The organism is Nocardia vermiculata NBRC 100427 (assembly GCF_001613265.1).
Lineage (GTDB): Bacteria > Actinomycetota > Actinomycetes > Mycobacteriales > Mycobacteriaceae > Nocardia > Nocardia vermiculata.
In genome coordinates this window covers 16,519-41,970 of record NZ_BDCA01000016.1, presented here as the reverse complement: position 1 = coordinate 41,970, position 25,452 = coordinate 16,519, and the positions used below count along the sequence as shown (strand labels likewise).

Below are 25,452 nucleotides of genomic sequence, written 5' to 3'. Positions count from 1 at the left end.
AAGCGTCTGCAAACTCGTCATGGTGTGCTTCGTGCGCCGAACGTCTATCGAACTGTCTTACTCGACCCCCGGACGAGTCCACAGATTCAGCGGCAGAACACGCACACGCTCAGCGGCAGAACACGCACGCACCGTGCAATATTTTGGTAATGACCTCGGCATTCTCCTCCTCACCAATTGGGCGAATCCTTCCCCGGCACGCGCATTCAGCCGTACACCAAGCGTTGCTCGGGCAGCGCGCTCGGCCTGCCCAGAGGCAGGATGCGCGGATTTTCCACTATCGCACGCGAAACAACGTCGAAGTGGACATCATCATCGAGAACAACCGGGGAGAGGTGATCGCCATCGAGGTCAAAGCCGCAACCACGGTGAAAGGCGACGACTTCCGTGGTCTACGGCACCTGGCCGAACGGCTCGGCGAAGACCTGATCGCCGGGTATGTGCTGTACACCGGCACCGAGACGTTGCCGTTCGGGCCGAAGTTTCGGGCGATCCCGGTAGCCGCGCTATGGAACGCACATCCTCGGGGTCGTTGATACTCGATGCGGGGCGCGCAGGGCGATACCCGCGCCGACACCACCGTCGACGACCTCGCGCACCGATGAATTTCTCGTGGCCCGTCGGTCTGTATCCCCGAGACCGACTCACGGAAGGCTGACGGCATGCGGAAACTGACCTACGGCATGAATCTGACCCTGGACGGTTATATCGCCGCGCCCGGCGACGACATCGGCTGGAGCGAACCGAGCGATGAACTGTTCCAGTGGTGGCTCGAACAGGACCGGGGGCTCGAGTTGATGCTGTACGGCCGGAAGCTGTGGGAAACGATGAGTTCCTACTGGCCGACAGGCGATGAGCAGCCCGGCGCCACCCCGGGCGAGGTCGAGTTCGCACGGAACTGGCGGGACACCCCGAAGGTGGTGTTCTCCTCGACGCTCGACAAGGTCGACTGGAATTCCCGTCTCGTCACCGGCGACGCGGTCGCGGAGATCACCCGGCTCCGGGCGGAGGACGGCGGGCCGATGGGCATCGCGGGCGCCACCCTCGCCGGTGCGGCGGTGCGCGCCGGTCTGGTCGACGAGTACCAGATCGTCACCCATCCGGTCATGGTCGGCGCGGGGACATCGTTCTTCACCACGCTGGACAACTGGGTGAATCTGAACCTCGTGGAGACGCGGACATTCCCCGACGGCGTGATCATGGCCAGGTACGAGACGAGGCGCTGAGCGCGCCGAGACGATCAGCGGTTTCGGTGGGCTCCGCCGCACAGTGCGTGGTCGATCAGAGCACTGGCTGCGTTCTCCTGGTCGAGGACGTGCTCCGGGGTGTCACCGAGTGCCTCGGACATGGCAACGACGACGCTTCGCCGGCCGTCGTCGGTGACGCCGTTGAGGGTGATGTAGCCGCCGTCCCCACCCTCGTGACTCCAGTAGCTTCCTCCGCAGCCGAGAGGTCGTTGAACCAGGCCGAGGCCGTAACGGCCGCCGGGCCACATCTGTTGGACCTCTTCGCTCACGGGGACGGTCTGCTTCATCACGGCCAGTTGCTGCGGTGGGAGCAGGCGGCCCTCGAGCAAGGCGCGGAAGAAGTCGTTCTCGTCCTGGGTGGTCGTGACCCACGAAAGATTCGGGTCCACCGGTATCTGGTCGGTCACATCCACTTCGGAATCGGGGCCGAAGTATTGGTAAGCCCGCGCGTGTGGTGTGGGCAGGGCGGGCGAGGTGCCCATCCAGCGCGTCCGGTCGAGGTGGAGGGGCACCACGATGCGGTCTTCGATCTCCTGGTGAGCCGGGCGACCGGTGGCCTGCTCGATGATCATGTCGAGCAGGACGTAGCCGGTGTTGGAATACTCCCAGCCCTCCCCCGGGGCGAAGCCCGGTGCCTGGGCCATCGCGCGGGCCACCAATTCCGTGGGGCTGTGGACGTCGTAGCGCTGCTGGTAGTACTCGTCCGGCGTGGTGTACCCGGGCAGGTCGTCGTGGATTCCGCTGGTGTGCTGAAGCAGGTGCCGGATCGTGATCCGGTTGCCGTCGTTGCCGTTCCCCTGCACCACTCCCGGCAGCCAGTGCTCGACCGTGTCGTCCAGGGACACCGCGGCCTCTGCTGCCAGTTGGAGGATCACCGTCGCGACAAATGTCTTCGATGTACTGGCCATACGGAAGTAGCCGTCGGGTGCGACGGGGCTGCCGGTGTTCACGTCGGCGGTACCGCTGGTAGCGACCGTCGGCCGGCCGTCGGGTCCGATCATGCGGGCTTGCACACCGCTGACACCGAGGGCATGGATCGCCTCGACATCGCGGCGCAACTGCTCTCCGGAGGAGAGATCGGCCGGCTCGGCACACGCGGTCACCCCGCCCGCGAGCAGCGCGACAGCACCGAGGGCGACGGCGAGACGCAGTGAGACAGTCGAAGTCACGACTGAACGCTAGTTTCGGCGCCGGCCGGACACATCCGGCATCACCCTGAATTTCGGACCGGGATATCCCCCACCGTGCGACGACGGAAAATCGATCGACACCAGCAGCGGGGCTGTCGGATACTGCCCCGAGGCTCAATCGTTTCGAAGGAGCAGTCTGTATGCATTTCGTCATGGCAGGTGTCACCGCACCCAGCCACGTCTACCCCGGTCTCGCCGTGATCTCCGAGCTGGTCTCGCGCGGGCATCGCGTCAGCTATGTCGTCGGGGATCGGCTTGCCGAACTGGTGGCCGCGACCGGCGCCGAGGTCGTCACCCACGAGTCGATCATGCCGGATGCGGACGAGCATTGGCCCGAGGACACCGGCGCGGCTATGCAGGTGTTTCTCGACGACGCGATGACGGTGCTGGGGCCGATGCTGGAGCGCATCGCCGAGCCGGATGCGGTGCTCTTCGACATCGGCGGGCTGGCGGGCCGGGTCGCTGCGCACCGGTGGGGTGTGCCCGCAGTTCAGCTCTCCACCGCGTATGTCGCGTGGGAGGGTATCGAGGAGGAGATGGCGGAGCATCGGGCGCAGTTGAAGGCCTCACCGAGCGGACAGCATTATTACGCCACGCTGCGCTCCTGGTTGGCCGACAACGACATGGACATCGACGCCGACGAATTCCTGGGCAAGCCCGATCGGTGCGTGGTACTCATCCCGAAAGCGTTGCAGCCGAACGCCGATCGAGTGTCCGACCGGTATGTCTTCGCGGGCCCGTGCATCGATCCGAACCGCACCATGGGCTGGGTGCCCGAGCCCGGTGACGACCGGCCGCTGGTGTACCTGTCACTGGGGACCGCCTACACCGACCGGCTCGATCTGTATCGGCTGTGCATCGAGGCGCTGGCGAGTGACTATCGAGTGGTACTCACTACCGGAAAGGTCGACCCGGCCGCGCTCGGCCCGCTCCCCGCCGGCGTCACCGCGGCGCGCACCCAACCGCAGCTGGATGTCTTGGCGCACACATCGGTTTTCGTGACACATGCCGGGATGGGCAGTGCGGCGGAGTCGCTGTGGTTCGGGGTACCGACCGTCGTATTACCGCAGGCGGTCGACCAGTTCCTCAACGCGGCGACGCTCGTGGACATCGGCGCGGGAGTGCAGCCGGCCGAACCGTTGGACGGCGCGAGCCTGCGCGCGGCGGTCGAGGTCGCACTGGGGCATGCGGATCGGGCCCGCGCACTGCAGGACGAGGTTCGGCGCAACGGCGGGGTCGAGGCGGCAGCCGACGCCATCGAACGCCTGTGCGCCGGAACGTGATTCATTATCACGAGGGCAGTCTTCCGAAGTCGCTGCGCATCCAGGCTGCGAGGTCTTCGGCAGGAGGACCCCGCCGCTGGGTGGGCCGGTCGCCGACGACATCACGGATCCTGTCGACGCGGAAGACTCGCCAGTCGTCGCGGTCCTGGTCGTAGGCGAGCAGATACCACTGCCCGCGGGAAAACAGGCAACGGACGGAGTCCACGCACCGCCGTGAACCGATCCCGTTGCGGTCGAGGTAGGAGAAGTGGGTGCGGAGGTCCGCGGCGGCGGCCGCAGTCAATGGTGCGAGGACGTCATCACTCGAGTCGGTGTCGTCGAGGATCAGGGTTTCGCTGGCGCCGGCCACATCGGCGGCGAGGGTCGCGAGGCGGGGTGGCAGGACGCGACGCAGCTTGACCAGGGCGCGTGCGGCGGCCTCGGCGGTGGGGCCACTTTCGGCCATCCGAAGCCCGGCGACCAAGGCGACTACCTCGTCCTCGTCGAAAACCATGGGCGGCAGCCGCTTTCCGGCCGCCAGCCGGTAGTGCCCGCCGGGCCCACGGACGCTCACCACCTCGTAGCCGAGCGAGGTGAGCCGCTGCAGATCCCTGCGCAACGTGCGGGCCGGAACTTGCAGGCGTGCTGCGAGCTCGGTCGCCGGCCATTCGGGCCTGCTCTGCAGCAGGATCAACAGCCGGAGGGTACGCGCGGCGACATCGGACTCCATGACTTCATGATCGCTCGAGTTGTGGCCGTGAAGCGGCCACAACTGTCGATAGCGTGGAGTTATGAAACTCGCCACCACCGCACCATCGGGCAACGTCGGCCGCCACGTCGTTCACAACTTGATCCGTGCCGGCGTCAGGCCGCGGGTGCTGGCTCATCGACCCGAGAGCATCGACCCCGCGCTGCGCGATCGCGTCGACCTCCGGATAGTCGACTTGGCCGACCAGCCCGCCGTCGAAGAGTCGCTGCACGGGGTCGACGCGCTGTTCGTGACGATCCCCTCGGTGATTTCCGACGACCCGATCGCCGACTACGAGCGATTCGGTGCCTCGATCGCCACCGCGGTGGCCAGGTCCGCCGTCGGTCGAGTTGTGCTGCAGAGCAGCGTCGGAGCCGAACTCCGTTACGGCGCCGGGGATATCGACGGACTTGCCCGGGTCGAACAACTACTCGAGGACTCCGGCGCATCGGTGTTGCACCTGCGGTGCGGATTCTTCTTCTCCAACCTGCTGCTGCAGATCGATCAGCTGCATGCCGGGGAGGTACCGATCGTGCTGCCCACCGATCAGCCGATGCCGTGGGTGGCGCCGGCCGATATCGCCCAGGTCGCAACGACATGGCTGCTGCGACCGGACTGGTCGGGTCGGCACGTGCAGGCCGTGCACGGACCCGAAGACCTCAGCTGGGACGACGCCCTGGCCATCGTCACCGAGGTCACCGGGCATCAGGCCCGCGCTCGGCGGATCAGCGACGACGACATGCGTGCCGTTCTCACTGCCGCGGGCATGAGTGAACGGCAGGTCGAGGCCGTTATGGGGATGTCGACCGGGCTGCGCGACGACTTCGTGCCCGAGCAACCCCGCGACGCCACCACGACCACGCTCACGAGTTTGGGCAGCTGGTCCTTCGACGTACTCAGGCCACTGTTGTGCTCCGACAAGGTTTGCTCCGCAACGCAACGGACTGCCCCACGGTAAGGGCACTTCGATCGCGCAGGAAGCCGCGAAGGCGGCCCCGGCGAGCGTGAGCGTGGTGAAGACATTCAACACGATCTTCCGTCATGTCCTGGAGCAGGCCGCCCCGCTGTTTCATGACCGGTGGTGGCGCCCGGTATTCGTCGGAAAGTCGATCTCGGCGTACCCGGCTCGATGAGAGCGCTCAGCAGGCGGCTTGGAACGGGTAGCACGGCAGTGGCGCGGCTTGAGTCGGCTGGATCTGCTGCGGTGGCGCTGCGGGCGCAGTGGGCGCATAGACCGCCGGTGCGGTGTCGCTGTCCGGACGAGGTGAGGGATGGAGATGGGTAACAGCAAGCACGACCAACACCACCACCACACCGCCGACGACCAGTCCGGCGACCCACAGGATCGGATCGGCTGATCCGCTGCGGTGGCCGTGGAAATACATGGACCGGTTCCGTGGCCGGGGCGCGGGTCGATCACGGAACCGGGTGTATCCGCGCACCGACGTCCCACCGATCTTGCCTCTGCGACCGGTCCCCCGGACAACCTCATACCCCATTCCAGAAGTATCCCAGCAGGCACCGACAGGTTTTGGCTATTCTGCATGGAGTCATGAGCGAGATTCCGTTGCGCGGAGGATCTATCAACCAGGTTGTCCGGGTCGGTGAGACCGTCCGGCGACTACCCGGCCCGCGTGACGATTTTGTCCACCACCTGCTGGTGATCTTCGAACAACAGGGCTGGACGGGCGCACCGCGGTTTCTCGGCATCGACGGGCAGGGGCGCGAAGTGCTCTCCTACCTCGGCGGGTGCACACCTGCGGACAGCCACGGACACCCGGGGCATTCTCTGGAGGGCCTCACGCTGCTCGCGCGCTTGGTGCGCCAGTTTCACGACCTCACTGCGGGAACACCGTTGGCCGGCGACCAGGAGGTGGTCTGCCACAACGATCTGTCGCCGAAGAACACCGTGTACTCAGCTGCTGTTCCGGACCGTCCGATTGCCTTCATCGACTGGGATCTCGTAGCACCTGTCGCGCACATGTGCTGGCAGTACCTGAATCTCGGGCCTGACGCCGAGGTCCGGGCATCGGCAGACCGGCTGCAATCGCTGTGCGACGCCTACGGTATCGACGATCGCGACGCGGTCGTCGACACGATCCTGTGGTGGCAGGAGCGCTGCCGGCGTGGGATCGAATCCGGCGCAGCGGAAGGTGACGCGGCCATGGTCGCGCTACGTAACACCGGAACGGTGGATATGGTTCGCGCCGCGCACGCGTGGGTGGCACGTCACCGGGGACAACTTGCCGCCGGGCGGTGAAAGGCAGTGGTGTTACACGGTTCCCAGCCGCATGACGACAGGCCAGCTGACCTGACGGAGTGATGTGGGGTCGCCCCACAGTTCGGTCATATCGGTGGCGAAGGCGTGCAGGGCCGCGGTGTCGCCGGCTTGTTCGGCGCGGCGGACTGCCGACCAGGTCGAGACATAGCCCAGCATCTCGTTCAGCGTCCAGGTCTTCTCGATTTGCATGGGTGGTGCCGGGAATTCCTCGAAGGGGAAGTCGATCTCGGCGTATCCGGTGTCGACGAGAGCGCGTTCCGGCGGCCAGTACGGTCCGATCTCGGTGTGATAGAAGTGGTCGAAGCGTTGTGCCAGAAGGGGTTCCGGGCGCATCACGCCGTAGCTGATCAGGGCGATCACGGCTCCGGGGACCGCGATTCTACGGACCTCGGAGTAGAAGGCCGGCCGGTCGAACCAGTGCGCGGCCTGGGCGGCGGTGATCAGCGACGCACTGTGGTCCGGGACCGGGAGGTTCTCTGCAGGGGCCTGCAGGTAGCGGACTCGTTCGTGGTGCTGGGTGTTCGCGATCTGGTCGGCGCTGGGGTCGATGCCGAGCGTGGTGCCGAAATGGGGAGCGAGCTGGGTGGTGAGTTGGCCGTTGCCACAGCCGACGTCGACGGCCAGGTCGGTGGTCGGCGCCGATGAAGCCAGAAACGTCGACAGGTGCGGGGGATACTCGGGACGGAACCGCGCGTAAGCCCGCCCACCTCGGTCGAACCAGTTCGACGCGGCCGCTGCCCGACGTGGCGGCTCGATCACACAGCCAATCTACCTACTCGTGGGGCGCTGGTGGTCACGAAGAACTGGATAGTGAGGCGTGCGGTGGTGCACCTTCCTTCCTCGGGGTTCGAGAACTCGTGGCTCACCTGACGCTTGGAACGGCCCGACCATTCAGCAAGCGGCGAATCTCCTGGTCCGGATAAGGCGTGTTCCGGCTCTTCTGCTGGAACGCCTGCATGAATGCGGACATCACCGCGGCGACCGTTGCGTGCCTGGCAAGGACCGCGGCGGCTTCCGTCGGAATGTCCACCGGAGATTCCCCCTCGGTGATGGCGCGAACCATCGCGGCACGCTCCTCACCTCGGAGCCCATACAGTGCGGTGATCAGCCAATTCACGAAGTAGGTGGCAGTGTAGCCGCGGTCGTAGCTCTGGTTCCGGTCGAAGAACGCGGACTCCTCGGACGAAAGGTCGAACCCGGAGGACAACGCAAGGCCGTAATCACCGAAGTAGAGGCGCCGACCGTCGGTCAGAATGTTCCCGAAGTGCGCGTCGAGATGCAGCAGCCCGCTGCTGTTCATGAACGCGGTACCGATCTCCAGCTCTTGGTCCACCATCACGCAGGCCCGATCGGCTGTCTCGCCGCCCACCTCGAGCTGAGCGGTCAACCACTCGTGCAGGTTCTGCGGGATGTACTCCAGGAACAACGCGATGCTCGCCGAAGAGTCCCGGAGCGCTTCGATGCGGTTCCGCACCTGCGGTCGACCGTCCCAATAGGCAACGGCACGATCGATATTCGCCAACTCGTCCGGTAGCGGCGTCGAGTCCGGCAGCACCCGCCAGTGGTACATCAGCGGGAACCCTTCGTATTCGCCCGCGAGCATCCAGTCGGTCGTCATGATGTGCCCGGCGAGCTCGCGCCAGGCCCCGAAACCCGGACCGCCGATAAGGCCCACGCCGTACTGGCAGAACAGCGGCATCTCGAACAGGTTCACCGTGGACATCACGTCACCGCCGCCATCGATCACCGCACAGCGACAATTAGGTCGACGGTTTCCACCATGCCATAACGATTTTCGAGAATCTCCAGCAGATCGTCCACACTCTGTGGTGGGTTCCGTCGACGCTTGCTCATCTGCTGCAGCGCGCGCAAGGCACCTTCCGGAGAAGTGCAAACGGTGTTCGCCGAAAATACTGCGGGCCTGATGATCTGGATGTGGTCAGGAACCTTACCGGTCGGGAAGTCCTTCACGTTGTCGGTGACGATCGCCCCCGCCAGCGACAGCAGGAAGTCGCGTTGCACACTCGGGTAGAGGACACAGGTATCGAGGACGGCTGCGAACACGGTGGCTGAATGTTTCAGGTTCGCGGCCGCCGCCGTGCCGCAATCTCGCGACGCGCACGCTTCAGCCGATCCCGTACCACCGCCGGGTCTTCTTCGGGGTCGATATCGACCGAGGTCGCCGCGATGGCGTCGTACTGGCGGATCTTGCGCGCCTCCTGATAGGACAAGACATCGTCCAGCTTCAGTCGATGGCGAGAACCGACCCGCTCGGCGGACAATTCACCCCGTTCGATCAACTTGATGACTGTCGGGCGGCTCACGCCGAGCAGGTCGGCAGCCTGCTGCGAAGTCAGCGTCATACTGCGCGGCGCCACCGTCACCGCCTTACCCGCCTGCATCGCCGCCACCACTTGCACCAACGCCTCATGTACCTCGCGCGGCAACTCGATCCGGTCGGCTTCACTGGCTCCGACCAGCGCGTATCGCAGCGGACGTTCCTGTCCTGTCACGTGCCTGGCCATGAAGTCCAGCAGCGACGAAAGCTCCTGCTCATGCTCCTGTTCAGGCACGAAAGTCCGCTCTTCGACCACAGTTGCCATCTTCACCTCCACACTATTCGAAACTTCCGAAAGTGACTTTCGAATCTTTCGCTAGTATCGCACGTGCGACTGTTCGAAGTCGAGAGCCGGCCACGTGGGACCTGCCCCGGCGTACCATTGGGGCCACGAGTACGGGGGCGTCATGACCGCGATAGCCAGATTCGGTGCTATTTCTCTCGACAGCCGGGACCCGCACCACCTCGGACAGTTCTATCGAGCGTTGCTGGAATTCGAAGTTCAGTACGAATCCGACGAGCTGGTCGTTCTCCGGGGCGGTGGTGTGATGTTGACGATCGAACTCGTGGCGAACCACACACCCCCGGCGACCAGATCCCCAAGCAAATGCATCTCGATCTCTTCGTCGACGATCTCGACATAGCCGAGAGAGCGGCAATCGACTGCGGCGCAAGCAAAGCCGAATTCCAATCGGCACCCGACCGTTGGCGGGTTCTGATCGACCCGTCGGGGCACCCTTTCTGCCTCACCGTCCCAAGCAGGCCGGCGAAGTAAGACCGCGCGTTCGAAAGTACTGCGTTGCAGCGGAACAGGTCGGCTCTCGATTGACGGACCGCAGGTTCAGCGAGAGCTACTCCCTGGCGTCTCTCTCCTTACCGATCGCAGATCAGTGGCTCGGTGAGTGTCCGCTGAAATAGCGCAACGCCACGAGAGGCGCCAATGCTGCGATGGCCAACCTGAATGAATCCGGCAGCACGGTAGTACGCACACAATGCGGTGTTGGTATCGACGCAATCCAACCTCAACCGATCGGCACCCGCTGCGCGGGCAGTACGACCCGCCCAGTCGAGTAGTGCACCGCCGATCCCTGTGCCCGCGTGCGCTCGATCAACAACCAGCCCATGAACGTACCCAGCGAAAGCCTCGTCCTGCCACAGTGCACGATCAGCCCAGAGCAACCGGCATGCGCCCACAATTCCGGGCAATCCTTCGAGGCGAGCGACGTAGTATTCGCCGGCCGCGACCTGGTCACAAAACACAGAGTCGGGGATCTCGCGTGGTGTCCACTGCACGATCTGGCGGCTCGCGAGCCACTCTTCGACGTTGTGACGAAGTTCGATGATCCGATCGATGTCGCAAGCCTGGGCGCGGGCAATATCGAGCATCGTCTCAGCTTCGCATTCCCATGAATGGGGTATCCGGAATTCGGCGGTAATGTTCTGAGCTCTGGGTCGGGTAAACCGGAAGGTATGTAATGCTTCGCAATTCCCTCGTCAAAACTCTCGTTGTCGCCGCATTGCCGCTGACTGCTGCGGCTGTGTTCGCAGGCGGGGCGTCCGCGGCCGCTGGCCCTGCGGCGCAGGTGGCTCCTGTTTCGCAGGGGATTCCGCTGCAGCCGGAAGATGTTGCGACCAATCCTGATGCCCAATACTCGGATCCGGTCCTCAATGGTGCGGCACTCGGTGCGGGGATCGGCTCGGCCGTGGGGTCCGCCACCGGTTCCGGGGGCCCGATTCTCGGTGGGCTGATCGGCGCATTGGTTGGCGTTGCGAACCCGGATGTGGTTCCACAGGTACTGCCCTGATCCATTTCTGCTGAAGGAGTAGCAGACACGAAAAGGGTTTGACGGCCGTGCGATGTCGCGGACATTCTTTTAGCGGCCGTCAACGAGTGGTTGTGGCGGTCCGTTCAAGGATGGTGGACGGGCAGCCCGGAGGCTTGGCGGTTCAGGGGTTGACGGCATGTTCGGCGAACTGGCCGCAGGCGCGGAAGCCCAGGCGGCGGTAGACGGGCTCGCCGTCGGCCGACGCCTGGAGGACCGCGATGCGGTGGTCTCGCTCGCGGGCCGTGCGCAGGGCCGCGAGCGTGATGGCGCCGCCATAGCCGCGCCGGCGGTGGTCGGTGAGGGTGGAGATGTTGTAGATGCCGGCGACTCCGGCGTGGTGGAACACTTCTGCGGAGCAGACGGGGCGGTCCTCCACGTAGCCCACCAGGTACCGGGCCGGGCAGGTCGCCGCCAGTGCTTGCGAAGCGGCCTGGGTGAAGAAGCGTCGGACGGTTTCGGAGGGCGGGTTCCAGTTCGCGGCGAGGACTGTGGCGTAGTGGGCGAGCTGTTCGGGTGTGGTCACGATCCGGATGTCCAGTCCCGGGGTGACGGAAGGTGACGGGGTGTCGTCCAGTTCGGCCCACATCGCCGTCTCGTGTTCGGATACCGGCAGACCGGCCGCTGTCAGGCGGTCGGAGAGGTCCGCCGGTGTCGAGGCGGGCCCCACCCACCAGGAGAAAGGACGGCCGGTACCGGCAAGCAACTCCGCGGTCTCGGTAATGCGGGCAGTGACGTCGGTGGCGGTGAAGCGGGCCGCGGCAACGATGTTGAATGTGTCGTCGTCCAGGCCGCTGTCCGCGACCAGGAGGTCACCAGCCTCTGTGACGGTCGCGCCAGACATACTCCGGTGCAGATGACAGGCGTGTTCCGCCAGGTTCCGTTCCATCCTGTCCTGCAATTCGGCTTCGTCGGGGGCGAAATCATTCACGACGGTTGATCCCACCACGACTGCGCGAAGATCGCACGCCATTTTAGGTAGCGACTCGCCGAAGACCAGCACTTTCGATCCATGCCCTAGCCCCCGCAGAATGTGCGAGTTCGGTCGCCGCAAGGTGCCTTCGCTCGCTGATTTCGGTGCCGGTGTCAGGATTCCGGGAGATCGGCGGGGCCGATGCGGCGAATCGTCGGCCACAGGTCCGTCCACGAGGCTGTCAGGTTCTGGCAGAGGAATACTCGGGTGCCGTTCTCCTGGTTGTCGATTCCGTGGTCGTTGTGCACGGCAGTGACCTCGGTGAGCCGGCCGCAGGCTTGTTCGGCCCAGGCCGGCACCCTCGAGGGTGCGTCGGTCCCCATGACGACAGCGGTCGTGTACCGCTCGGGAGGCGGGCCCCACCAGGCGTAGGCCTGATGGCCGCTGTAGACGGGCGGGAAGGGCATGGTCCGGGTGGAGAAGTCGGGGCCGAACTGCGCTATCGCCCCGGCCTGGCCGTAATTGTCGGCCACCACAACGGTTTCGGTAGCTGGTAGTCGATCGACGATCTCGGCGACCGTGCGCCCCATCTCCGGCCAGCCGATCTGTTCACCGAGCTCCCCGTTCACGTCGACCACGGGGGTGTTGGCGAGCATCGATACCGGCAGGACCGGCAGTGCGAACACCGCTGCGATCGCGGCGGAAACGGCGAGCACCGTGGACAACGCGATCGCCCGGAACCTACGGGCGCTGCCGGCGAGCCATTGTGAGGCGGCGATACCGGCCGCAGCCAGCACCGGCGGGTAGGCGGCGACCAGATAATGCTGCTGACCGCTGGTGATCAGCAGTAGTCCCAGGAGGGCGAGAAAAGCGACACCGAAGCAGCGCACATCGCGTTTCAGCAGCCACCACAGGCCCGCCAGCCACACCGGCAGCAGTAGCGGGCCGATGATGACGAGCTGGAAGGCCAGCAGTTCCCATCGGCTGTTGTCGGCACTGATCTCGGTTGCCATCTGCCACTGCGGCCACCCGTTGCGGGCCTGCCAGACGATCGTCGGTGCCGCGATCACCACGGCCAGCACCACCCCGATCGGCAACCATTTGCCGCGCAGCACTTCTCGCGGGCCGGTGGAGATGAGCGCGGCGAGCATCATCGCGGCGTAGACGGCGAGGAACACCCGGTTGAGCAGGCCGAGACCGAGCACGATCCCGGCGACCGCCCATAGCCGCTGATCACCGGTTCGCATCAGGCGGGCGACGAGGAACACCAGTGCGGTGGCGAACGCGACATCGAGTGTCGCGGTGGACAGGATATGGCCGGAGGCCAGGACCAGGATGGAGCTTCCCGCGATTGCCGAGGCGAGCAATTGTGCGCGCCGGTCACCGCCGAATTCGCGGGCGATGAGACCGACCAACAGGATCGTGACGGCAGCCGCCAACATCGCCGGAATACGCAGTGCTACCAGGGAATCCGGTGCGATCTCGTCGGCGATCCGCGCCAGTAGTGGACTCAGCGGCGGGTGATCCGGATATCCCCATGCCAGATGGCGCCCGGATTCCCGGATGTAGAACTCGTCGCGATGGAAGCCGTATCGATGCGAGCACACCATCAGCACTCCGAAAATCGCTGCCGCAAGCGCTATCAGCGGCCAGATCTCGGCACAGGCGCTGCGATAACGGCCCCGCGAGGCTACCTCCGGTGTGCTGATGTCACTCACCTCTCGATTATCGACCGGCGGGCTGGTTTTCGGTGGTCTGTGAGTTCCTCAGCCGTGACGGCCACGACAGACCTTGTACGCGAGAACGACGAGCCGGGCGAGGCGTCGCACCTCACGGGGTGAGCACGAGCTTGCCGCGGACTCGACCGGATTCGCTGAGTTGGTGCGCCCTGGCGGCATCTGCCAGTGGCATGACCTGCGCTACCTCGGCGCGTAGCTTTCCGTGTGCGACGAGGTCGGTGAACTCGGCCAGATCGCTTCCGGAGGCTGCGACGAAGTGCCGGTAGAAACGCGGGTCGTCCAATGGGTCGTCGCGTTGGGTATCGATGAGCCGGCCGTCGGGCCGCAGAATTGTCAGAGAGCGAGGGCCGTATTCGCCGCCCACCAGGTCCAGGACGACGTCGATTTCGATTGCTGCCGTGGTGAAGTCGGTCGTCGTGTAGTCGATCACCTCGTCGGCGCCGAGTTCGCGAAGAAAATCGTGGTTGGCGCTGCGGGCGGTACCGATCACGAACGCTCCGCGGGCTTTGGCGATCTGCACCGCCAAGTGTCCGACGCCGCCGGCCGCCGCATGCACGAGCACCCGCTGCCCGGGTTGCAGCTCGCGCAACGCTTGCCAGGCCGTCAGCCCCGCGGTCGGGAGCGCCGCCGCATGCACGTGGTCGAGGAATGCAGGTTTCACAGCCAAGGAATCGGCCGGCACCACAACGTATTCGGCATAGGCGCCGGAACGGCTGCGCACCATGCCGAACACCTCGTCTCCGGGCCGGAAGTCCGTGGTTCCCTGGCCGACGGCCGCAACAGTTCCCGACACATCGAGCCCCAACGTGAACGGAGGTGGGCCTAGCCGATCCACCACACCCGCGCGTAACTTCCAATCTGCGGCATTCACCGAGGTGGCGGCGACGCGCATCAGCACCTCCCCCGGCCCCGGCTGTGGTGTGTCGACTTCGACGATCTCCAGTACTTCCGGACCGCCGAGCACTCGTTGACTGATCGCTTTCATGGCGACGATCTTCGGCCCGGTTAGTATCGCTACAACAGTAGGCACTTTCGTGATACCGAGGCACCTCATGGATACTCCGCAGGTCACGAGTGGTTCGCCGAGCCTGGTGGAGAGCTACCTCACGCGCTGCCCGGCCCGCGACACCCTCGCCGTACTCGCCGACAAATGGGTCATTCTGGTACTGGGCACGCTGCGGGAAAGCGAGGGCCCGGTTCGGTTCAACGATCTGCGGCGGCGTCTGGACGGCATCACCCAGAAGATGCTCACTCGCACGCTGCGCGACCTCGAACGTCACGGCCTGGTGCGCCGCGTGGTCTACCCCACCATCCCACCCCGGGTCGAATATTCCCTCACCGATATGGGCATCGATCTCGGTCGGATCACGCACACGTTGGGCGAATGGGCTACCCGCAACGCCGATGAGATCACCTCGGCGCGACAGCAATTCGATGCACGTGAGGCAGCTGCCTCCGACTGACCACCACGAGCATCGCCCCGGGAGCTCCGGCAGATCCGCGTGCGCCGTCGGGCCGACTATGGACACACCCGTCATGGATGGCCGACGATAACGGCATGTTGCTCACGCGGGAGGCCGAGCCGTTCGAAGACTCGAGGGCCCGGCTGGAGGCGATCGCCTACCGGCTGCTGGGTTCGGCCAGTGATGCCGAGGATGCGGTGCAGGAGACGTATCTGCGCTGGCAGGCCGCCGATCGTGGGTATGTGGAGACGCCGGAAGCGTGGCTGACGAAGGTGCTCACCAATCTGTGCCTCAACCAGCTGACCTCGGCTCGCGCCCGGCGGGAGACCTATGTGGGGCAGTGGCTGCCGGAGCCGGTGCTGGCGGGTGGGTCGATGCTGGGGCCGGCCGAGACCGTGGAGCAGCGGGAGTCGGTGTCGTTCGCGATGCTCACGCTGATGGAACGGCTCACCGGTAAGGAGCGTGTGGTGTACGTGCTGCGTGAGGCGTTCGGCTACTCGCATCGCGATATCGCCGATCTGCTCGACCTCACCGAGGCCAACTGCCAGCAGGTTTACCGTCGCGCCAAGCAGCATCTCGCGCGGGAACGGGCGGGTATCGAGGTGGACGAGGATGCTGCTCGGCGGATCGTGGCGGAATTCCTGGCCGCAGCGGTCAGTGGGCAGACCGAGACTCTGGTATCGCTGCTGACCGACGATGCGGCCATCATCGGTGACGGCGGCGCATTCATCACGACGCTGAACCGGCCGCTTGTCGGTGCGGAACGCGTCGCGCGGTTCCTGCGGCTGGCGATCAAGCCCTCGAACAGTTCGTGGGACAAGCTCGGGGGCACGCCGGACATGTTCGCGACCATTGCCAACGGCATGCCCGCGCTGGTGCTGGTGTCGGAGGATCGGCTGGTCGGCATGGTGGTGTTGCAGGCGACGGCCGACGGCATCGCCGCAATCCACGGTCAGGCCAATCCCGACAAGCTGGCCTACGCCAACCGTCAGTGGGCCTCTGTCGCACCGGGAGCACCACTACCCAAGCCTTGGTGATGCACGTCACAGTCGACGACTGTCAGTATTCGCAGCCCTGTCCGGTTCAGGTATCGAACCCACCGAGACAGGAGCACACCATGAAACATCGCATCGTCGTCCTCGGAGCCGGGTATGCCGGAGCCGTCACCGCGGGCCGGCTGGCCAAGCGACTGCACCGTGACGACATCGAGATCGCGCTGGTCAATTCCGATCCCGATTTCGTCGAACGGATCCGCATGCACCAGCTCGCCGCCGGTCAGGACCTGCCGGTCCGTCCGCTGCGGAAGATCTTCGCGGGCACCGGTGTTCGGGTGCGGATCGCATGGGTCGATTCGGTCGACGCGGATCGCAAGACCGTCGAACTGCGGGACGAGACCGGCACCGAGACGCTGGCCTACGACACCCTGGTCTACGCGCTGGGCAGCACCATCGCCGATTTCGGCGTGCCCGGCGTCACCGAGCACGCACACAATGTGGCGAGCAAGCAGGCCGCGCTGCGGTTGCGGGCGCGCCTGAACGAGATGACAGCGGGTGAGACCGTGCTGATCGTGGGCGGCGGACTCACCGGCATCGAAGCGGCGACCGAGATCGCCGAGGCGCATCCGGATGTGCAGGTCGCCATCGTGGCGCGCGGCGGTGTCGGCGACTGGCTCGACGAGAAGGCGCAGGCCCACCTGCACCGGGCTTTCGAGCGTTTCGGCATCACCGTGCACGAGGGCGCCGACGTCACCCAGGTCACCGAGGCCGGGGTCACCACCCGCTCGGGAACAGCGATTCCGGCGTCGACGACTGTCTGGACGGCAGGTTTCGCGGTGCACCCGATCGCGGCGGCGAGCACGCTCACCGTCTCCGATGCCGGGCGCATCGTCGTCGATGCCACGCAGCGCTCGGTCTCGCACCCGGACGTGTATGCCGTCGGCGATGCCGCGCACGTCGCCGGCGTGGGTGGCAAGACGCTGCGCATGGGCTGCGCCACCGCGACCCCGATGGCCTGGCTGGGCGGTGATGTCATCGCCGCCCGGCTGACCGGACGCGAGGTTCCCGACGCCCCGATCGGCTACAACAGCCAATGCATCAGCCTCGGCCGCCACGATGCCATCGTGCAGGACGTGACGAAGGAGGATCAGCCGACCGCGAAGGTCGACGTCGGCCGCAAGGGAGCGCGCAGGAAGGAGCTGATCTGCAAGGCCACCGCGTGGGGTGTCAATCATCCGACGCTGATGCTGCCGAGTCTGCGGCGGCGCCTGATCGTGAACGATGCGGCACCGGTCACGACCGTCTGAGTTCGCGGGTACGGGGCCGGCGCAGATCCGTCCAGCTCGAGGGCGACGGGAGCGCCGGCCCCGAACATGCTGCGCCGCAGCGGATCAGCTCATCCACCAGGCGCTAGCGTGTGCGGTCGGTTGACGACCAGTGAGTCCACCATCGATACCATTACTACATGCGCATGCCACTATTTATTGTCGTGCACGAAATGGAAGCCCGTTCACTCCAGAGCGCCGGCCGAATCTACGTTGTAGACTTCATCTACGTTGTAGACGATGCGATGGAGGTGCCGGTGCCGGAAGAGCGAACGGTGCGGATGGTCGAGTCGACCGGCGTCCGGTTGTACACGGAGGCGACCGGGTCGGGCCCAGCGTTGGTGCTGGTGTCCGGGGGCGGCGGTGACGTGGCGATGTACGAGCAGGTGGTCGGGTTGCTGGCCGACCGCTACCGAGTGATCACATTCGACCGGCGCGGCAATTCCCGCAGCGCATTCACCGAACCGGATACCGCTATCGATGTCGCCACACAGGCTGCCGATGTCGTGGCGATCCTTGATGCCTACGGCATCGACCGGGCGTTGGTGTTCGGCAACAGTGGCGCGGCGATCATCGCCCTGGAGATGATCGCGCGGCACAGTGAGCGAGTGCTGGCCGCGATCGTGCACGAACCACCGCTGGTGCAGTTGTTGCCGGCCGATAGTCCTGCGCGGCAGGAGATTGAGCGCATCCATCAGCTGGCTGTGAACAAAAGCCCGATGCGGGCGTTCGCCGCATTCGGGGTGATGACCGCGCCGCACCTGCCCGCGCCGCTGCGGTCGCAGGCAGGGCAGGCGGTACTCGCAGGAGGTAGCACCGCGGCGCTGGCAGTCGCGCGGACCGTGCACCGGATCACCGGGCGGTCGCCGTCGCCGATGACGCGCATACTCGGCAATACCGATCTGCTGCTGCGGCGGGAACTGCCCAGCTTCTGTTTCGACTACCAGCCCGACCTCACCGCACTACGAACGACTCCGGTGCGGTGGCGGCCAGCCGTCGGCCGCGACAGCTCCGGCCGCCCGTATTTCGTCGCTGCTGAAACGCTGGCTACGCGGCTCGGCACCACATGCGTCGAATTCCCTGGCGGGCACACCGCTTTTCAGACCGACCCCGGTGAATTCGCAGAGCAGCTGCTGGAGACGCTCGCGGAGTTGACCTCGTGAGCGCGGACAAGGCACCGAAGCGCACGGTAAGAACCGCCTTGAACCGCGATTACATTGCGGCAGTAGCTCTGTCGGTGATCGATGAGACCGGCCTCGACGGATTCTCCATGCGCAAGCTTGCTGCCGCGCTCGGTGCCGATCCGATGGCCGCCTACCGGCATGTCACCGATCAGCAGGGCCTCTTCGACGCGGTCGCGGTCCGGCTGTCGGCCGAGATGGACCTCGACAACCTTGCCTGGCAGGCCGATTGGCGGGAGCTGATGCGCGACTATGCCGACCGGCTGCGCGTCACCCTGCAGCGCCACCCGCACGCCGTGCCGGTGTTCGCGAGCCGCCCGGTCCGCGCGCCTGCAGCAATCGAGATCGGCGACCGAATGCTCGACCGGCTGTGCGAGGCCGGATTCACCCCGGCGGTCGCCCTGCAGCTCACCCGCTGCTTACGCGAGTACACGATCGGACATGTGATGGGCTGGGCGACTGTGGTGACCGGACGCAGCCGTAAACCGGCACCCGACTCCCCCGACCACACCCCACTCGCGGCAGCAGCGGACGCTACCGCCGGCACCGACCATTTCGACCTCGGCCTCACCGCCATGCTCGACGGATTCAGCCGCCATCTCGCCCCTGGAAACCCCTGACGAACCGCTACGCGTCGATATCCAGAAGGACCGAAATTGTGATGCCGAGCGGTCACACAAGTGGTCTCCTTGCTATATGCAGCATTGGCGGCAGTCACCGAGCGGACGAAAGGCGGCTCGATGAATCACGGTGATGCACTGGCCCGTAACCAGGAGAACTGGGACGAACGCGCAGACATCCATGCCCGGTCACAGATGTATGACGTGGAGGGCTTCCTGGCGGACCGGTCACTGATCTCGTCGGTGGTCCGAAACGATCTGTCGGTCCTGCAACCACACCTGCCGTCCTCGGGGGTCAGCGGTCGATCACTGCTGCATCTGCAGTGCCACATCGGGACCGACACCGTGTCATGGGCACGACTCGGCGCCGTCCGGGTCACCGGATTGGATCTGTCGCCGAATTCGCTGCGCCACGCCCAACGGATCGCCGAACGAGACGGTCAGGCAGTCACCTGGGTGCAGGGCGATGCCCGGGTCGCATCCTCCCTGATCGACGAGCAGTTCGACACTATTGTCACCAGCGCGGGGACCATCGTATGGCTGCCGGAATTGTCGGGGTGGGCGCAGTCCATTCACGATCTACTCACACCCGGTGGCGTCTTCATGATCCGAGACGACCATCCGATACTGGGGGCGATGGAGTTCGAGCCGTGGACCATCAGCGATGACTACCTCTCCGGTGGCGGTACCCGCACCTATGACGACGACGGTACGTACACCGAGAACACCGACGTGGCGATTCGCCAGACAACGAACTACGAGTGGCGCCACGATCTCGGTGAAGTCCTCACCGCGCTCCTGGAAGCAGGCCTGCGCATCGAGGCGGTTCACGAGCTTCCCTACATGGATTGGCCGGCGTTCCCGGCGTTGGTTCCCGAACCGCGTGGCTGGACATTGCCCGCAGACCTGCCACGCATACCGTTGAACTTCGCGATCGTCGCGCGCCGGGCCGGCTGAGTTCCAGGCGAGCACAGCGGCTTTCGAGTGCCGCGCGACAGCGGCCTACCTATCCCAGAGGTCGCAGTGGTGTGTGGTCCGCATGTTGAAGGGTTCGATTGCGTCGGGCTCGAGCGACAGGGCGAGATCTGAAGCGTCGAGTCGGGGCCAGGTCGGCGCGGAGTCGCCGTTCGGGTTGCCGGTTCGGATGAATCGGGTCCAGTAGCCGACGAGTTGTTCGGCCAGGGAGCCCTGAGCGGTGGTGAGTGCGGGGCCGTCGGGGAAGTCGAACAGGAAGTACGTCTCTGATCCGTGGACGGTCGCAGGTTGCAGGAGTGCGGGCACCGGGTTTCCGCCCGGGGTCGGGGCGGTGGGGTCGGTGAAGGTGTAGGCGTAGGTGGGGGCCCGTTCGGCGTGGTCACGGCCGGATCTCCAGGAACCGCAGATCCAATCGCGGTCGCTGAACACCCGGCTTGCCGCGGCGGTCGGCGAGGTGAACGCGTTTACGGGGTACCGCTGTTCGACGAGATCGGCCGCGTCGCCGAACGCGGTTCTCAGAATGGCCGAGTACCGGTCGGCGGTGATCGGTTCAGGGAAGGCCGCCACCGTGAACTCGGCGTGTTCGTCGAGCGTATTGCCTTGCAGCAGTGCGATGTCGGATTGCTGCCGGGCGGCGAAAGCACTGCTGGGTTCTACTGGGACGAGCGGCGTTCCGTACGCGACAAGCGGAAACATGGCGGTGTAGGGAAGCAGCGTCTCGGCGGGTAACGCACGCAGGCACGCGATGTCGGTGCAGGACAACTGCTCGGCCAAAGCCTGGCCGGCGCCCTGGATGGTGGTGAGCGGCTGCCAGGTCGCGATTGCGCCGATACCTTCCCCGAGAGCCCCGGCCGGATGGTTGGTTCGGCATGAACCGCTCTGAATGATCGCGCGGTGGAGAGGTTTCGAGCTTCCGGCGCTGTCATGAGGGTGCAGGCGCTCATCGCACCGGCCGAGGCTCCAGCCAGGGTTACCAGATTCGGATCCCCGCCGAAGTGGGCGATATTGGCTCGAACCCAGCGCAGCGCCGCCACTTGATCTTGGAGCCCGAAGTTGCTGTCGCCAAGTGCTGGGTGGCTGAAGAAGCCGTACACACCCAGCCGATAGTTGACGGTGACCACCACGACGTCGCCGGACTGCGCCAGACGTGTCGGATCGTAGATCGAGCCCGCGCCGGTGATGAAGCCACCACCCGGAAGCCACACCAGGACCGGACGATTCTTACCGGGTCCCGCGGGAACGGTCACGTCGAGGGTCAAACAGTCCTCGCTCTGCGGCACCCCGGATGGCATATCGGGCGCTTCCGGTTGCATGCAAGCCGGCCCGGAGTTCGTCGCATCGCGCACACCGGTCCAGTCGGTTGCAGGTTGCGGTGCAGCCCAACGTTTCTCGCCGATCGGCGCGGCCGCGTAGGGGATCCCCCGGAACTGGTGCACACGATCACCACCGGTACCGCGGACCTTCCCGGACTCGGTGGCGACGACGGCGTCACTCGGGTCATCGACCGGCGATGTACACGCGATCAGCCCGAGTAGCGCAACAAGTATGTAGGCGGCCAGGGCTCGACGGCGGCTCACTTACCGCGCTCGGTTCGTTTGGCGCCGCGACTGCCCCACCCGGCCAGGGCCGCGCCTGCGGCTCCCATGACGACGTAGCAGGTCAGCAGGACCGGAAACCCGCCCGGGAGCCCGCCGAGCAAGCCACCGTTCTGGTGGTCGGCGAGCAGCCGGATGGCACTCTGCACGCCGAGCACCAGCAGGATCATTCCCAGGACCAGGGTGATTGTGTGACGCACTGCTGCCTTCTCCCATCGCTCCCGGGGAGCACTTCGCCGTTATGGTTCGATCGAACCATAACAGGTTGTTGATACGATCGCACCATAAACTGACCTGGCGAAAGGAGAGGGCTCATGCCTCGGCAGGTCGACCACGATTTGCGCCGCCACCAGATCGCGGAAGCGGTGTGGCGGCTGGCCGGACGCGGTGGGCTGGAGCAGGTCACGCTGCGCCTGGTCGCCGCGGAGGCCGGAGTCTCGGCACGACTTCTGCAGTACTACTTCGGCACTCGCGATCAGCTGCTGCTCGGCGCGTTGGAAATCCTCAACAACGAGGCCGAACAGCAAGCCAAACAACGCATGGCGGCCCTCGGTGAGTCCCCCGGCATGCGCGCGGTCGTCCGGGGTGTCCTCCATGAAATGCTGCCGCTCGATGAGGAACGCCGTAACCGCCACATCGTGTACGCGGCGTATTTCATCCGCTTTCTCACCGAGCCCACCCTCACCTCGGTGGCCCGGGATGCGCCGCCCGCACTGGCCGACCTGGTCGCCGAGCTGATCACTGAAGGGCAGAGGCTCGGTCAGGTCCGAAACGAAGCCGACCCGACCGATGAAGCGATGTTCCTCTTGGCCGGCACGGAAGGTCTGCAGACTCGGGTTCTGCTCGAGCAGCTGTCCACAGAGCGCGCTGTCGCACTGATCGATATGCAATTGGACCGCATCTTCATCAACGACACTCGTGCCGAGGCAGATATCTGATCCGGCACAGGAACCGAAATCCCATTGATCGGTAGGACGGATTCGGTTCGCGTCGCGGGGCACTTAGCTTCGACACCATGACAGAGACTTTCAGGCAGGCCGGGTCGTGCAGAAGCGGCTGCGGCAGGAACTAGGTGACGAGGTGGTCGACACCATTCTCGCCGGTCAGCTGCCCGAACAGGCTCGTTGATCACCGAACAACCAGGCAGAAGGAGACAATGGTGAAGTACATGGACCCGTGGGCCCCGCCGGAAAGGTAGGACACTGATGACTGCCAATGAATCCGGGAACACTCCCGCCGCACTGACGACGGGCGTCATCGTCACCGGCGGTGCGTCCGGTATCGGGTTGGCCTCGGGCCGCGCCCTGGCGCAGGTCGGACGACCGGTCGCGCTCTGGGACATCAACGAAGCCAAGGCGGTGTCCGAAGCAGCCCTGATCGCCGACGAGTTCGGGATCGAGGCTGTCGGGGTCGGTGTCGACCTGAGCGATCCGAACCGTTACGCCGCCGCACTGCGCACCACCCGTACGGCACTCCCGAGCATCGGCGGACTTGTCCACGCCGCGGGCATCGTCGACTCCGGGAATCTCGACGGCGTGACCGTCGAGGTGTGGGACCGCGGGATCAACACACATTTGCGGCCGCTGATCCTCCTGGTGAAGGAACTACTTCCGGATTTCGAGGAGAACCAGGGTTCAGCGATCGTCGGCATCGCGTCGATCAACGCCACCCTGGGCAATGCCATCAATCCGGTCTACACGGCGGCGAAGGGCGGCATGCTGTCGATGGTCCGCTCCCTCGCAGACCGGCTCGGGCCGAGCGGTATTCGCATCAACTGCGTCTCGCCGGGAATGATCCTCACTCCCATGCTGCAGCCGACCGTCGACGCCCTGCCCGAAGGTGCACTCGAACGCCGCATCCTGCTCGAGCGCCTGGGCCGACCCGAGGAAGTGGCTCAGGCAGTGCGCTTCCTGCTGTCCAACGAAGCCAGCTACATCACCGCCACCGAACTCGTCGTCGATGGTGGCAACATCTCGTCGCAACGTATGTGACAGGTGGCCGCCCCGGTGGACAGTTTGGTGCCGAAGCTGAATTCGCTGTAGCAGTGTGGCATTCATAGCGATCACCTCAATTCTCGGTGGAGTCGGCGCGGGCGGCCGCGGTGAGGGAACCCAGGACCTGGGTCAGTTCCTGGGCGGGATCATCCGGGGCGACGCGGGTCCGCCAGGCGATGTAGCCGTCGGGCCGGATCAGTGTGGCCCCGGTGGACTCGATGCCGTAGGCGTGCTCGAACGCCTCCTGGTCGTCGAACTCGACGTCGGTCCCGGCCTGCTGGAAATCGACTCCGATGCCCAGCTGCGCGCTCGCGTGGGCGGCTGCTGCGGCCCAACGCTCATCGGCTGAGAGCAGGACCCAGTCGCGTTCGATCAGATCGAGCGTGGAGCGCTTGTCGTCGCCGATACGCACCCACTGGTGCGGGGCGCGGGTACCGGGCTGACCGGCCCACTGCTCGGGGAGTTGCGCGGGCGGCAAGGACGCGTCCGCACCCAGCACCGCAGCCGAGCGGTACAGCTGCCCCAACTCGATGGCCGAATCGTCGAGCACCGGGGTATCCGGGGTATCGACTGTCAAGAAGGCCTTGTAGTCGGCGCGAGCGAACAGTTGATCGTGACGCAGGTCTGCGGTCGGGCGGCGCTCGGCGTCGTAGGTGTCCAGCAGCCGCGGGTCCGACTCGCCCGAGAGCACCGCGGCCAGTTTCCAGGCCAGGTTGTGCACATCGTGGATACCGGTGTTGGCGCCGTACCCGCCGCGGTTGGGCGGCAGTTGGTGCGCTGCGTCACCGGCGAGGAAGATTCGTCCCTGTGAGAAGCGGTCGGCGATCAGACCGGCCAGCTTCCACCGCCCGGTGGTGACAAGTTCGATGGGGATATCGGTACGGCCGATCGCGCGCTGCACTGTTTCGATCTGCTCGGCGGGGGTGAGTTCGACGTCATCGGGGAGCATCAGCACCCACCGACCATCGGAGTAGGTGGTCAAGAACGCCGTGAAGTCCGGCTGCTCGATCTCGAACTGGACCACGCCGTGCTGCAGGTACTCCTCGAGCGGGGCACGGAACAAGATGCTGCGCTGCACCGACAGTGGGCCGACGCCGTGACGCTCGATCCCCAGCTCGGTGCGCACCGGGCTGTCCGCACCGTCGGCGGCCACCACATAGCCGGCACGCAATGCGTACTCGTGGCCGTCGTCACGGCTGCGCAACGTCGCGGTGACTCCGTCGTCGTCCTGAGCCAGGTGCAGCAGTTCGGTGCCCAGACGCAAGTCGGCACCACACTCGCGGGCTCGCTCACGCAGCAGCGGTTCGAGTTTGTCCTGGGTGATCGCGATCGCGTGGACCGGCGACTGGTCGGCGCCGTAGGAGCCCTTGCCACCGGGGCTCCAGGGATATTCCTCCAACCAGGTGCCGCTGAGGCTCTCCACCCGGGCGCGCCGCGGCGGTTTCATGCCTTGCAGTGAGGCGGGCACCTCGACGCCGGTCTGACGGAAGTGCTCGATGGTGCGGGTGGTGAAACCGATCGCCCGGGGGTGCGGCGAGCTGCCGTAGTGCTTGTCGACCACCACGACGGGCACGCCCTGCCAGGACAGGAAAACCGCCGCGGACAGTCCGACGAGGCTTCCGCCGACGATGAGGACCGGTGTCTGTTCGAGTTCGTTGACGCTCATTTCGATCATCCCTTCCGAGGTCTCGCTGGTATCTCCATTCCAGGAAAGCACAACTGACTAACAAACACAAGTGACTTACGTATTTAACTCACTTTCG

29 protein-coding genes and 1 pseudogene are annotated in these 25,452 nt (G+C 65.5%); 15 read left to right on the top strand and 15 right to left on the bottom strand.

Annotation, left to right across the window (positions count from 1 at the left end; translation table 11 throughout):
• Positions 1-149 precede the first annotated feature (149 nt).
• Entirely contained in the window at positions 150-536 is a 387-nt protein-coding gene (locus NV2_RS30915) for a DUF4143 domain-containing protein (protein WP_084474956.1), read from the top strand.
• A gap of 126 nt (positions 537-662) precedes the next feature.
• Positions 663-1,226: a dihydrofolate reductase family protein gene (locus tag NV2_RS17510; protein WP_067875150.1), complete on the top strand. Its 564-nt coding sequence runs from the start codon at positions 663-665 to the stop codon at positions 1,224-1,226.
• Positions 1,227-1,240: 14 nt separating this feature from the next.
• Here the strand turns inward: NV2_RS17510 and NV2_RS17505 are convergent, their stop codons facing one another.
• The gene (locus NV2_RS17505) at positions 1,241-2,416 is read right to left on the bottom strand and encodes a serine hydrolase domain-containing protein (protein ID WP_084474953.1); all 1,176 of its coding nucleotides are present in this window, start codon (positions 2,414-2,416) and stop codon (positions 1,241-1,243) included.
• Between the two features lie 161 nt (positions 2,417-2,577).
• On the opposite strand from NV2_RS17505, the gene NV2_RS17500 reads away from it, so the two are divergent.
• On the top strand, positions 2,578-3,720 hold the full coding sequence (locus NV2_RS17500; RefSeq protein ID WP_067875147.1) for a macrolide family glycosyltransferase: 1,143 nt from the start codon (positions 2,578-2,580) through the stop codon (positions 3,718-3,720).
• A 7-nt stretch (positions 3,721-3,727) separates the two neighbouring features.
• Here NV2_RS17500 and NV2_RS17495 read toward each other — a convergent pair whose 3' ends face one another.
• Complete coding sequence (locus tag NV2_RS17495) at positions 3,728-4,429, bottom strand: helix-turn-helix transcriptional regulator (protein ID WP_067875145.1); 702 nt, start codon at positions 4,427-4,429, stop codon at positions 3,728-3,730.
• A gap of 61 nt (positions 4,430-4,490) precedes the next feature.
• Here NV2_RS17495 and NV2_RS17490 point away from each other — a divergent pair, with 61 nt between their 5' ends.
• The gene (locus NV2_RS17490; RefSeq protein ID WP_067875140.1) at positions 4,491-5,405 is read left to right on the top strand and encodes an NAD(P)H-binding protein; all 915 of its coding nucleotides are present in this window, start codon (positions 4,491-4,493) and stop codon (positions 5,403-5,405) included.
• A 181-nt stretch (positions 5,406-5,586) separates the two neighbouring features.
• Here the strand turns inward: NV2_RS17490 and NV2_RS17485 are convergent, their stop codons facing one another.
• A complete protein-coding gene (locus NV2_RS17485) occupies positions 5,587-5,832 on the bottom strand; it encodes a hypothetical protein (RefSeq protein WP_067875137.1) in 246 nt (81 codons plus the stop codon).
• A 167-nt stretch (positions 5,833-5,999) separates the two neighbouring features.
• On the opposite strand from NV2_RS17485, the gene NV2_RS17480 reads away from it, so the two are divergent.
• Positions 6,000-6,707, top strand: coding sequence for a protein kinase family protein (locus NV2_RS17480; protein WP_067875134.1), 708 nt, complete (start codon positions 6,000-6,002; stop codon positions 6,705-6,707).
• A gap of 12 nt (positions 6,708-6,719) precedes the next feature.
• Here the strand turns inward: NV2_RS17480 and NV2_RS17475 are convergent, their stop codons facing one another.
• From NV2_RS17475 to NV2_RS17460, 4 genes are all read right to left on the bottom strand, one after another.
• Complete coding sequence (locus tag NV2_RS17475; RefSeq protein WP_245662651.1) at positions 6,720-7,487, bottom strand: class I SAM-dependent methyltransferase; 768 nt, start codon at positions 7,485-7,487, stop codon at positions 6,720-6,722.
• A gap of 103 nt (positions 7,488-7,590) precedes the next feature.
• On the bottom strand, positions 7,591-8,451 hold the full coding sequence (locus tag NV2_RS17470) for a protein kinase family protein (protein ID WP_210749625.1): 861 nt from the start codon (positions 8,449-8,451) through the stop codon (positions 7,591-7,593).
• 20 nt (positions 8,452-8,471) lie between these two features.
• The gene (locus tag NV2_RS17465) at positions 8,472-8,792 is read right to left on the bottom strand and encodes a VapC50 family PIN domain-containing toxin (protein ID WP_067875131.1); all 321 of its coding nucleotides are present in this window, start codon (positions 8,790-8,792) and stop codon (positions 8,472-8,474) included.
• Between the two features lie 14 nt (positions 8,793-8,806).
• Positions 8,807-9,331, bottom strand: coding sequence for a helix-turn-helix domain-containing protein (locus tag NV2_RS17460; protein ID WP_067875452.1), 525 nt, complete (start codon positions 9,329-9,331; stop codon positions 8,807-8,809).
• 342 nt (positions 9,332-9,673) lie between these two features.
• On the opposite strand from NV2_RS17460, the gene NV2_RS33055 reads away from it, so the two are divergent.
• On the top strand, positions 9,674-9,841 hold the full coding sequence (locus NV2_RS33055) for a VOC family protein (RefSeq protein ID WP_245662650.1): 168 nt from the start codon (positions 9,674-9,676) through the stop codon (positions 9,839-9,841).
• Between the two features lie 98 nt (positions 9,842-9,939).
• On the opposite strand, the gene NV2_RS30905 is transcribed toward NV2_RS33055, so the two are convergent.
• A complete protein-coding gene (locus NV2_RS30905) occupies positions 9,940-10,452 on the bottom strand; it encodes a GNAT family N-acetyltransferase (protein ID WP_157102955.1) in 513 nt (170 codons plus the stop codon).
• Between the two features lie 89 nt (positions 10,453-10,541).
• Here NV2_RS30905 and NV2_RS17445 point away from each other — a divergent pair, with 89 nt between their 5' ends.
• Positions 10,542-10,871 carry a hypothetical protein gene (locus tag NV2_RS17445; RefSeq protein ID WP_067875126.1) on the top strand — a complete coding sequence of 110 codons (330 nt, stop codon included), beginning with the start codon at positions 10,542-10,544 and terminating at the stop codon, positions 10,869-10,871.
• Between the two features lie 142 nt (positions 10,872-11,013).
• Here the strand turns inward: NV2_RS17445 and NV2_RS32285 are convergent, their stop codons facing one another.
• The 3 genes from NV2_RS32285 to NV2_RS17430 form a co-directional block, all read right to left on the bottom strand.
• The gene (locus NV2_RS32285) at positions 11,014-11,892 is read right to left on the bottom strand and encodes a GNAT family N-acetyltransferase (RefSeq protein ID WP_245662649.1); all 879 of its coding nucleotides are present in this window, start codon (positions 11,890-11,892) and stop codon (positions 11,014-11,016) included.
• A gap of 83 nt (positions 11,893-11,975) precedes the next feature.
• A complete protein-coding gene (locus NV2_RS17435) occupies positions 11,976-13,520 on the bottom strand; it encodes an ArnT family glycosyltransferase (protein ID WP_067875124.1) in 1,545 nt (514 codons plus the stop codon).
• Positions 13,521-13,632: 112 nt separating this feature from the next.
• Positions 13,633-14,526 (bottom strand): NADP-dependent oxidoreductase, encoded by an 894-nt coding sequence (locus tag NV2_RS17430; protein WP_067875121.1) that lies wholly within the window; start codon positions 14,524-14,526, stop codon positions 13,633-13,635.
• Between the two features lie 67 nt (positions 14,527-14,593).
• Between NV2_RS17430 and NV2_RS17425 the strand changes: the two genes are divergently transcribed.
• From NV2_RS17425 to NV2_RS17400, 6 genes are all read left to right on the top strand, one after another.
• Positions 14,594-15,004 carry a winged helix-turn-helix transcriptional regulator gene (locus tag NV2_RS17425; protein WP_067875118.1) on the top strand — a complete coding sequence of 137 codons (411 nt, stop codon included), beginning with the start codon at positions 14,594-14,596 and terminating at the stop codon, positions 15,002-15,004.
• 77 nt (positions 15,005-15,081) lie between these two features.
• Complete coding sequence (gene sigJ / locus NV2_RS17420; protein WP_210749626.1) at positions 15,082-16,041, top strand: RNA polymerase sigma factor SigJ; 960 nt, start codon at positions 15,082-15,084, stop codon at positions 16,039-16,041.
• Positions 16,042-16,121: 80 nt separating this feature from the next.
• Positions 16,122-17,306, top strand: a complete 1,185-nt coding sequence (locus NV2_RS17415) for an NAD(P)/FAD-dependent oxidoreductase (RefSeq protein WP_067875115.1) — start codon at positions 16,122-16,124, stop codon at positions 17,304-17,306.
• Between the two features lie 275 nt (positions 17,307-17,581).
• Positions 17,582-18,487, top strand: coding sequence for an alpha/beta fold hydrolase (locus tag NV2_RS17410; RefSeq protein WP_168436171.1), 906 nt, complete (start codon positions 17,582-17,584; stop codon positions 18,485-18,487).
• On the top strand, positions 18,484-19,125 hold the full coding sequence (locus NV2_RS17405) for a TetR/AcrR family transcriptional regulator C-terminal domain-containing protein (protein ID WP_157102954.1): 642 nt from the start codon (positions 18,484-18,486) through the stop codon (positions 19,123-19,125). Before NV2_RS17410 ends, NV2_RS17405 begins: the two co-directional genes overlap by 4 nt.
• Before the next feature lie 120 nt (positions 19,126-19,245).
• Complete coding sequence (locus tag NV2_RS17400; protein ID WP_067875107.1) at positions 19,246-20,082, top strand: class I SAM-dependent methyltransferase; 837 nt, start codon at positions 19,246-19,248, stop codon at positions 20,080-20,082.
• Positions 20,083-20,127: 45 nt separating this feature from the next.
• Here NV2_RS17400 and NV2_RS32980 read toward each other — a convergent pair whose 3' ends face one another.
• The 3 genes and pseudogenes from NV2_RS32980 to NV2_RS17390 form a co-directional block, all read right to left on the bottom strand.
• A complete protein-coding gene (locus NV2_RS32980) occupies positions 20,128-20,874 on the bottom strand; it encodes a carboxylesterase family protein (protein WP_067875105.1) in 747 nt (248 codons plus the stop codon).
• Positions 20,875-21,008: 134 nt separating this feature from the next.
• Positions 21,009-21,392, bottom strand: a pseudogene (locus NV2_RS32975) (carboxylesterase family protein); the annotation flags it as partial.
• Between the two features lie 281 nt (positions 21,393-21,673).
• The gene (locus NV2_RS17390; RefSeq protein ID WP_067875103.1) at positions 21,674-21,895 is read right to left on the bottom strand and encodes a hypothetical protein; all 222 of its coding nucleotides are present in this window, start codon (positions 21,893-21,895) and stop codon (positions 21,674-21,676) included.
• A 114-nt stretch (positions 21,896-22,009) separates the two neighbouring features.
• Here NV2_RS17390 and NV2_RS17385 point away from each other — a divergent pair, with 114 nt between their 5' ends.
• Complete coding sequence (locus tag NV2_RS17385; RefSeq protein WP_067875100.1) at positions 22,010-22,633, top strand: TetR/AcrR family transcriptional regulator; 624 nt, start codon at positions 22,010-22,012, stop codon at positions 22,631-22,633.
• A gap of 267 nt (positions 22,634-22,900) precedes the next feature.
• On the top strand, positions 22,901-23,686 hold the full coding sequence (locus NV2_RS17380; RefSeq protein WP_067875098.1) for an SDR family NAD(P)-dependent oxidoreductase: 786 nt from the start codon (positions 22,901-22,903) through the stop codon (positions 23,684-23,686).
• A 76-nt stretch (positions 23,687-23,762) separates the two neighbouring features.
• Here NV2_RS17380 and NV2_RS17375 read toward each other — a convergent pair whose 3' ends face one another.
• Positions 23,763-25,355: an FAD-dependent monooxygenase gene (locus NV2_RS17375; RefSeq protein WP_084474946.1), complete on the bottom strand. Its 1,593-nt coding sequence runs from the start codon at positions 25,353-25,355 to the stop codon at positions 23,763-23,765.
• Positions 25,356-25,452: the final 97 nt, after the last annotated feature.

Bases quoted from the DNA above. Each gene is read 5' to 3' on its own strand.
- NV2_RS30905 (WP_157102955.1), bottom strand. From the start codon at position 10,452: ATGCTCGATATTGCCCGCGCCCAGGCTTGCGACATCGATCGGATCATC.
- NV2_RS17500 (WP_067875147.1), top strand. From the start codon at position 2,578: ATGCATTTCGTCATGGCAGGTGTCACCGCACCCAGCCACGTCTACCCC.
- NV2_RS30915 (WP_084474956.1), top strand. From the start codon at position 150: ATGACCTCGGCATTCTCCTCCTCACCAATTGGGCGAATCCTTCCCCGG.
- NV2_RS17415 (WP_067875115.1), top strand. From the start codon at position 16,122: ATGAAACATCGCATCGTCGTCCTCGGAGCCGGGTATGCCGGAGCCGTC.
- sigJ (WP_210749626.1), top strand. From the start codon at position 15,082: ATGGCCGACGATAACGGCATGTTGCTCACGCGGGAGGCCGAGCCGTTC.
- NV2_RS17425 (WP_067875118.1), top strand. From the start codon at position 14,594: ATGGATACTCCGCAGGTCACGAGTGGTTCGCCGAGCCTGGTGGAGAGC.
- NV2_RS17430 (WP_067875121.1), bottom strand. From the start codon at position 14,526: ATGAAAGCGATCAGTCAACGAGTGCTCGGCGGTCCGGAAGTACTGGAG.
- NV2_RS33055 (WP_245662650.1), top strand. From the start codon at position 9,674: ATGCATCTCGATCTCTTCGTCGACGATCTCGACATAGCCGAGAGAGCG.
- NV2_RS17510 (WP_067875150.1), top strand. From the start codon at position 663: ATGCGGAAACTGACCTACGGCATGAATCTGACCCTGGACGGTTATATC.
- NV2_RS17375 (WP_084474946.1), bottom strand. From the start codon at position 25,355: ATGAGCGTCAACGAACTCGAACAGACACCGGTCCTCATCGTCGGCGGA.
- NV2_RS17385 (WP_067875100.1), top strand. From the start codon at position 22,010: ATGCCTCGGCAGGTCGACCACGATTTGCGCCGCCACCAGATCGCGGAA.
- NV2_RS17400 (WP_067875107.1), top strand. From the start codon at position 19,246: ATGAATCACGGTGATGCACTGGCCCGTAACCAGGAGAACTGGGACGAA.
- NV2_RS17495 (WP_067875145.1), bottom strand. From the start codon at position 4,429: ATGGAGTCCGATGTCGCCGCGCGTACCCTCCGGCTGTTGATCCTGCTG.
- NV2_RS17470 (WP_210749625.1), bottom strand. From the start codon at position 8,451: ATGTCCACGGTGAACCTGTTCGAGATGCCGCTGTTCTGCCAGTACGGC.
- NV2_RS17490 (WP_067875140.1), top strand. From the start codon at position 4,491: ATGAAACTCGCCACCACCGCACCATCGGGCAACGTCGGCCGCCACGTC.
- NV2_RS17380 (WP_067875098.1), top strand. From the start codon at position 22,901: ATGACTGCCAATGAATCCGGGAACACTCCCGCCGCACTGACGACGGGC.
- NV2_RS17460 (WP_067875452.1), bottom strand. From the start codon at position 9,331: ATGGCAACTGTGGTCGAAGAGCGGACTTTCGTGCCTGAACAGGAGCAT.
- NV2_RS17480 (WP_067875134.1), top strand. From the start codon at position 6,000: ATGAGCGAGATTCCGTTGCGCGGAGGATCTATCAACCAGGTTGTCCGG.
- NV2_RS17445 (WP_067875126.1), top strand. From the start codon at position 10,542: ATGCTTCGCAATTCCCTCGTCAAAACTCTCGTTGTCGCCGCATTGCCG.
- NV2_RS17485 (WP_067875137.1), bottom strand. From the start codon at position 5,832: ATGTATTTCCACGGCCACCGCAGCGGATCAGCCGATCCGATCCTGTGG.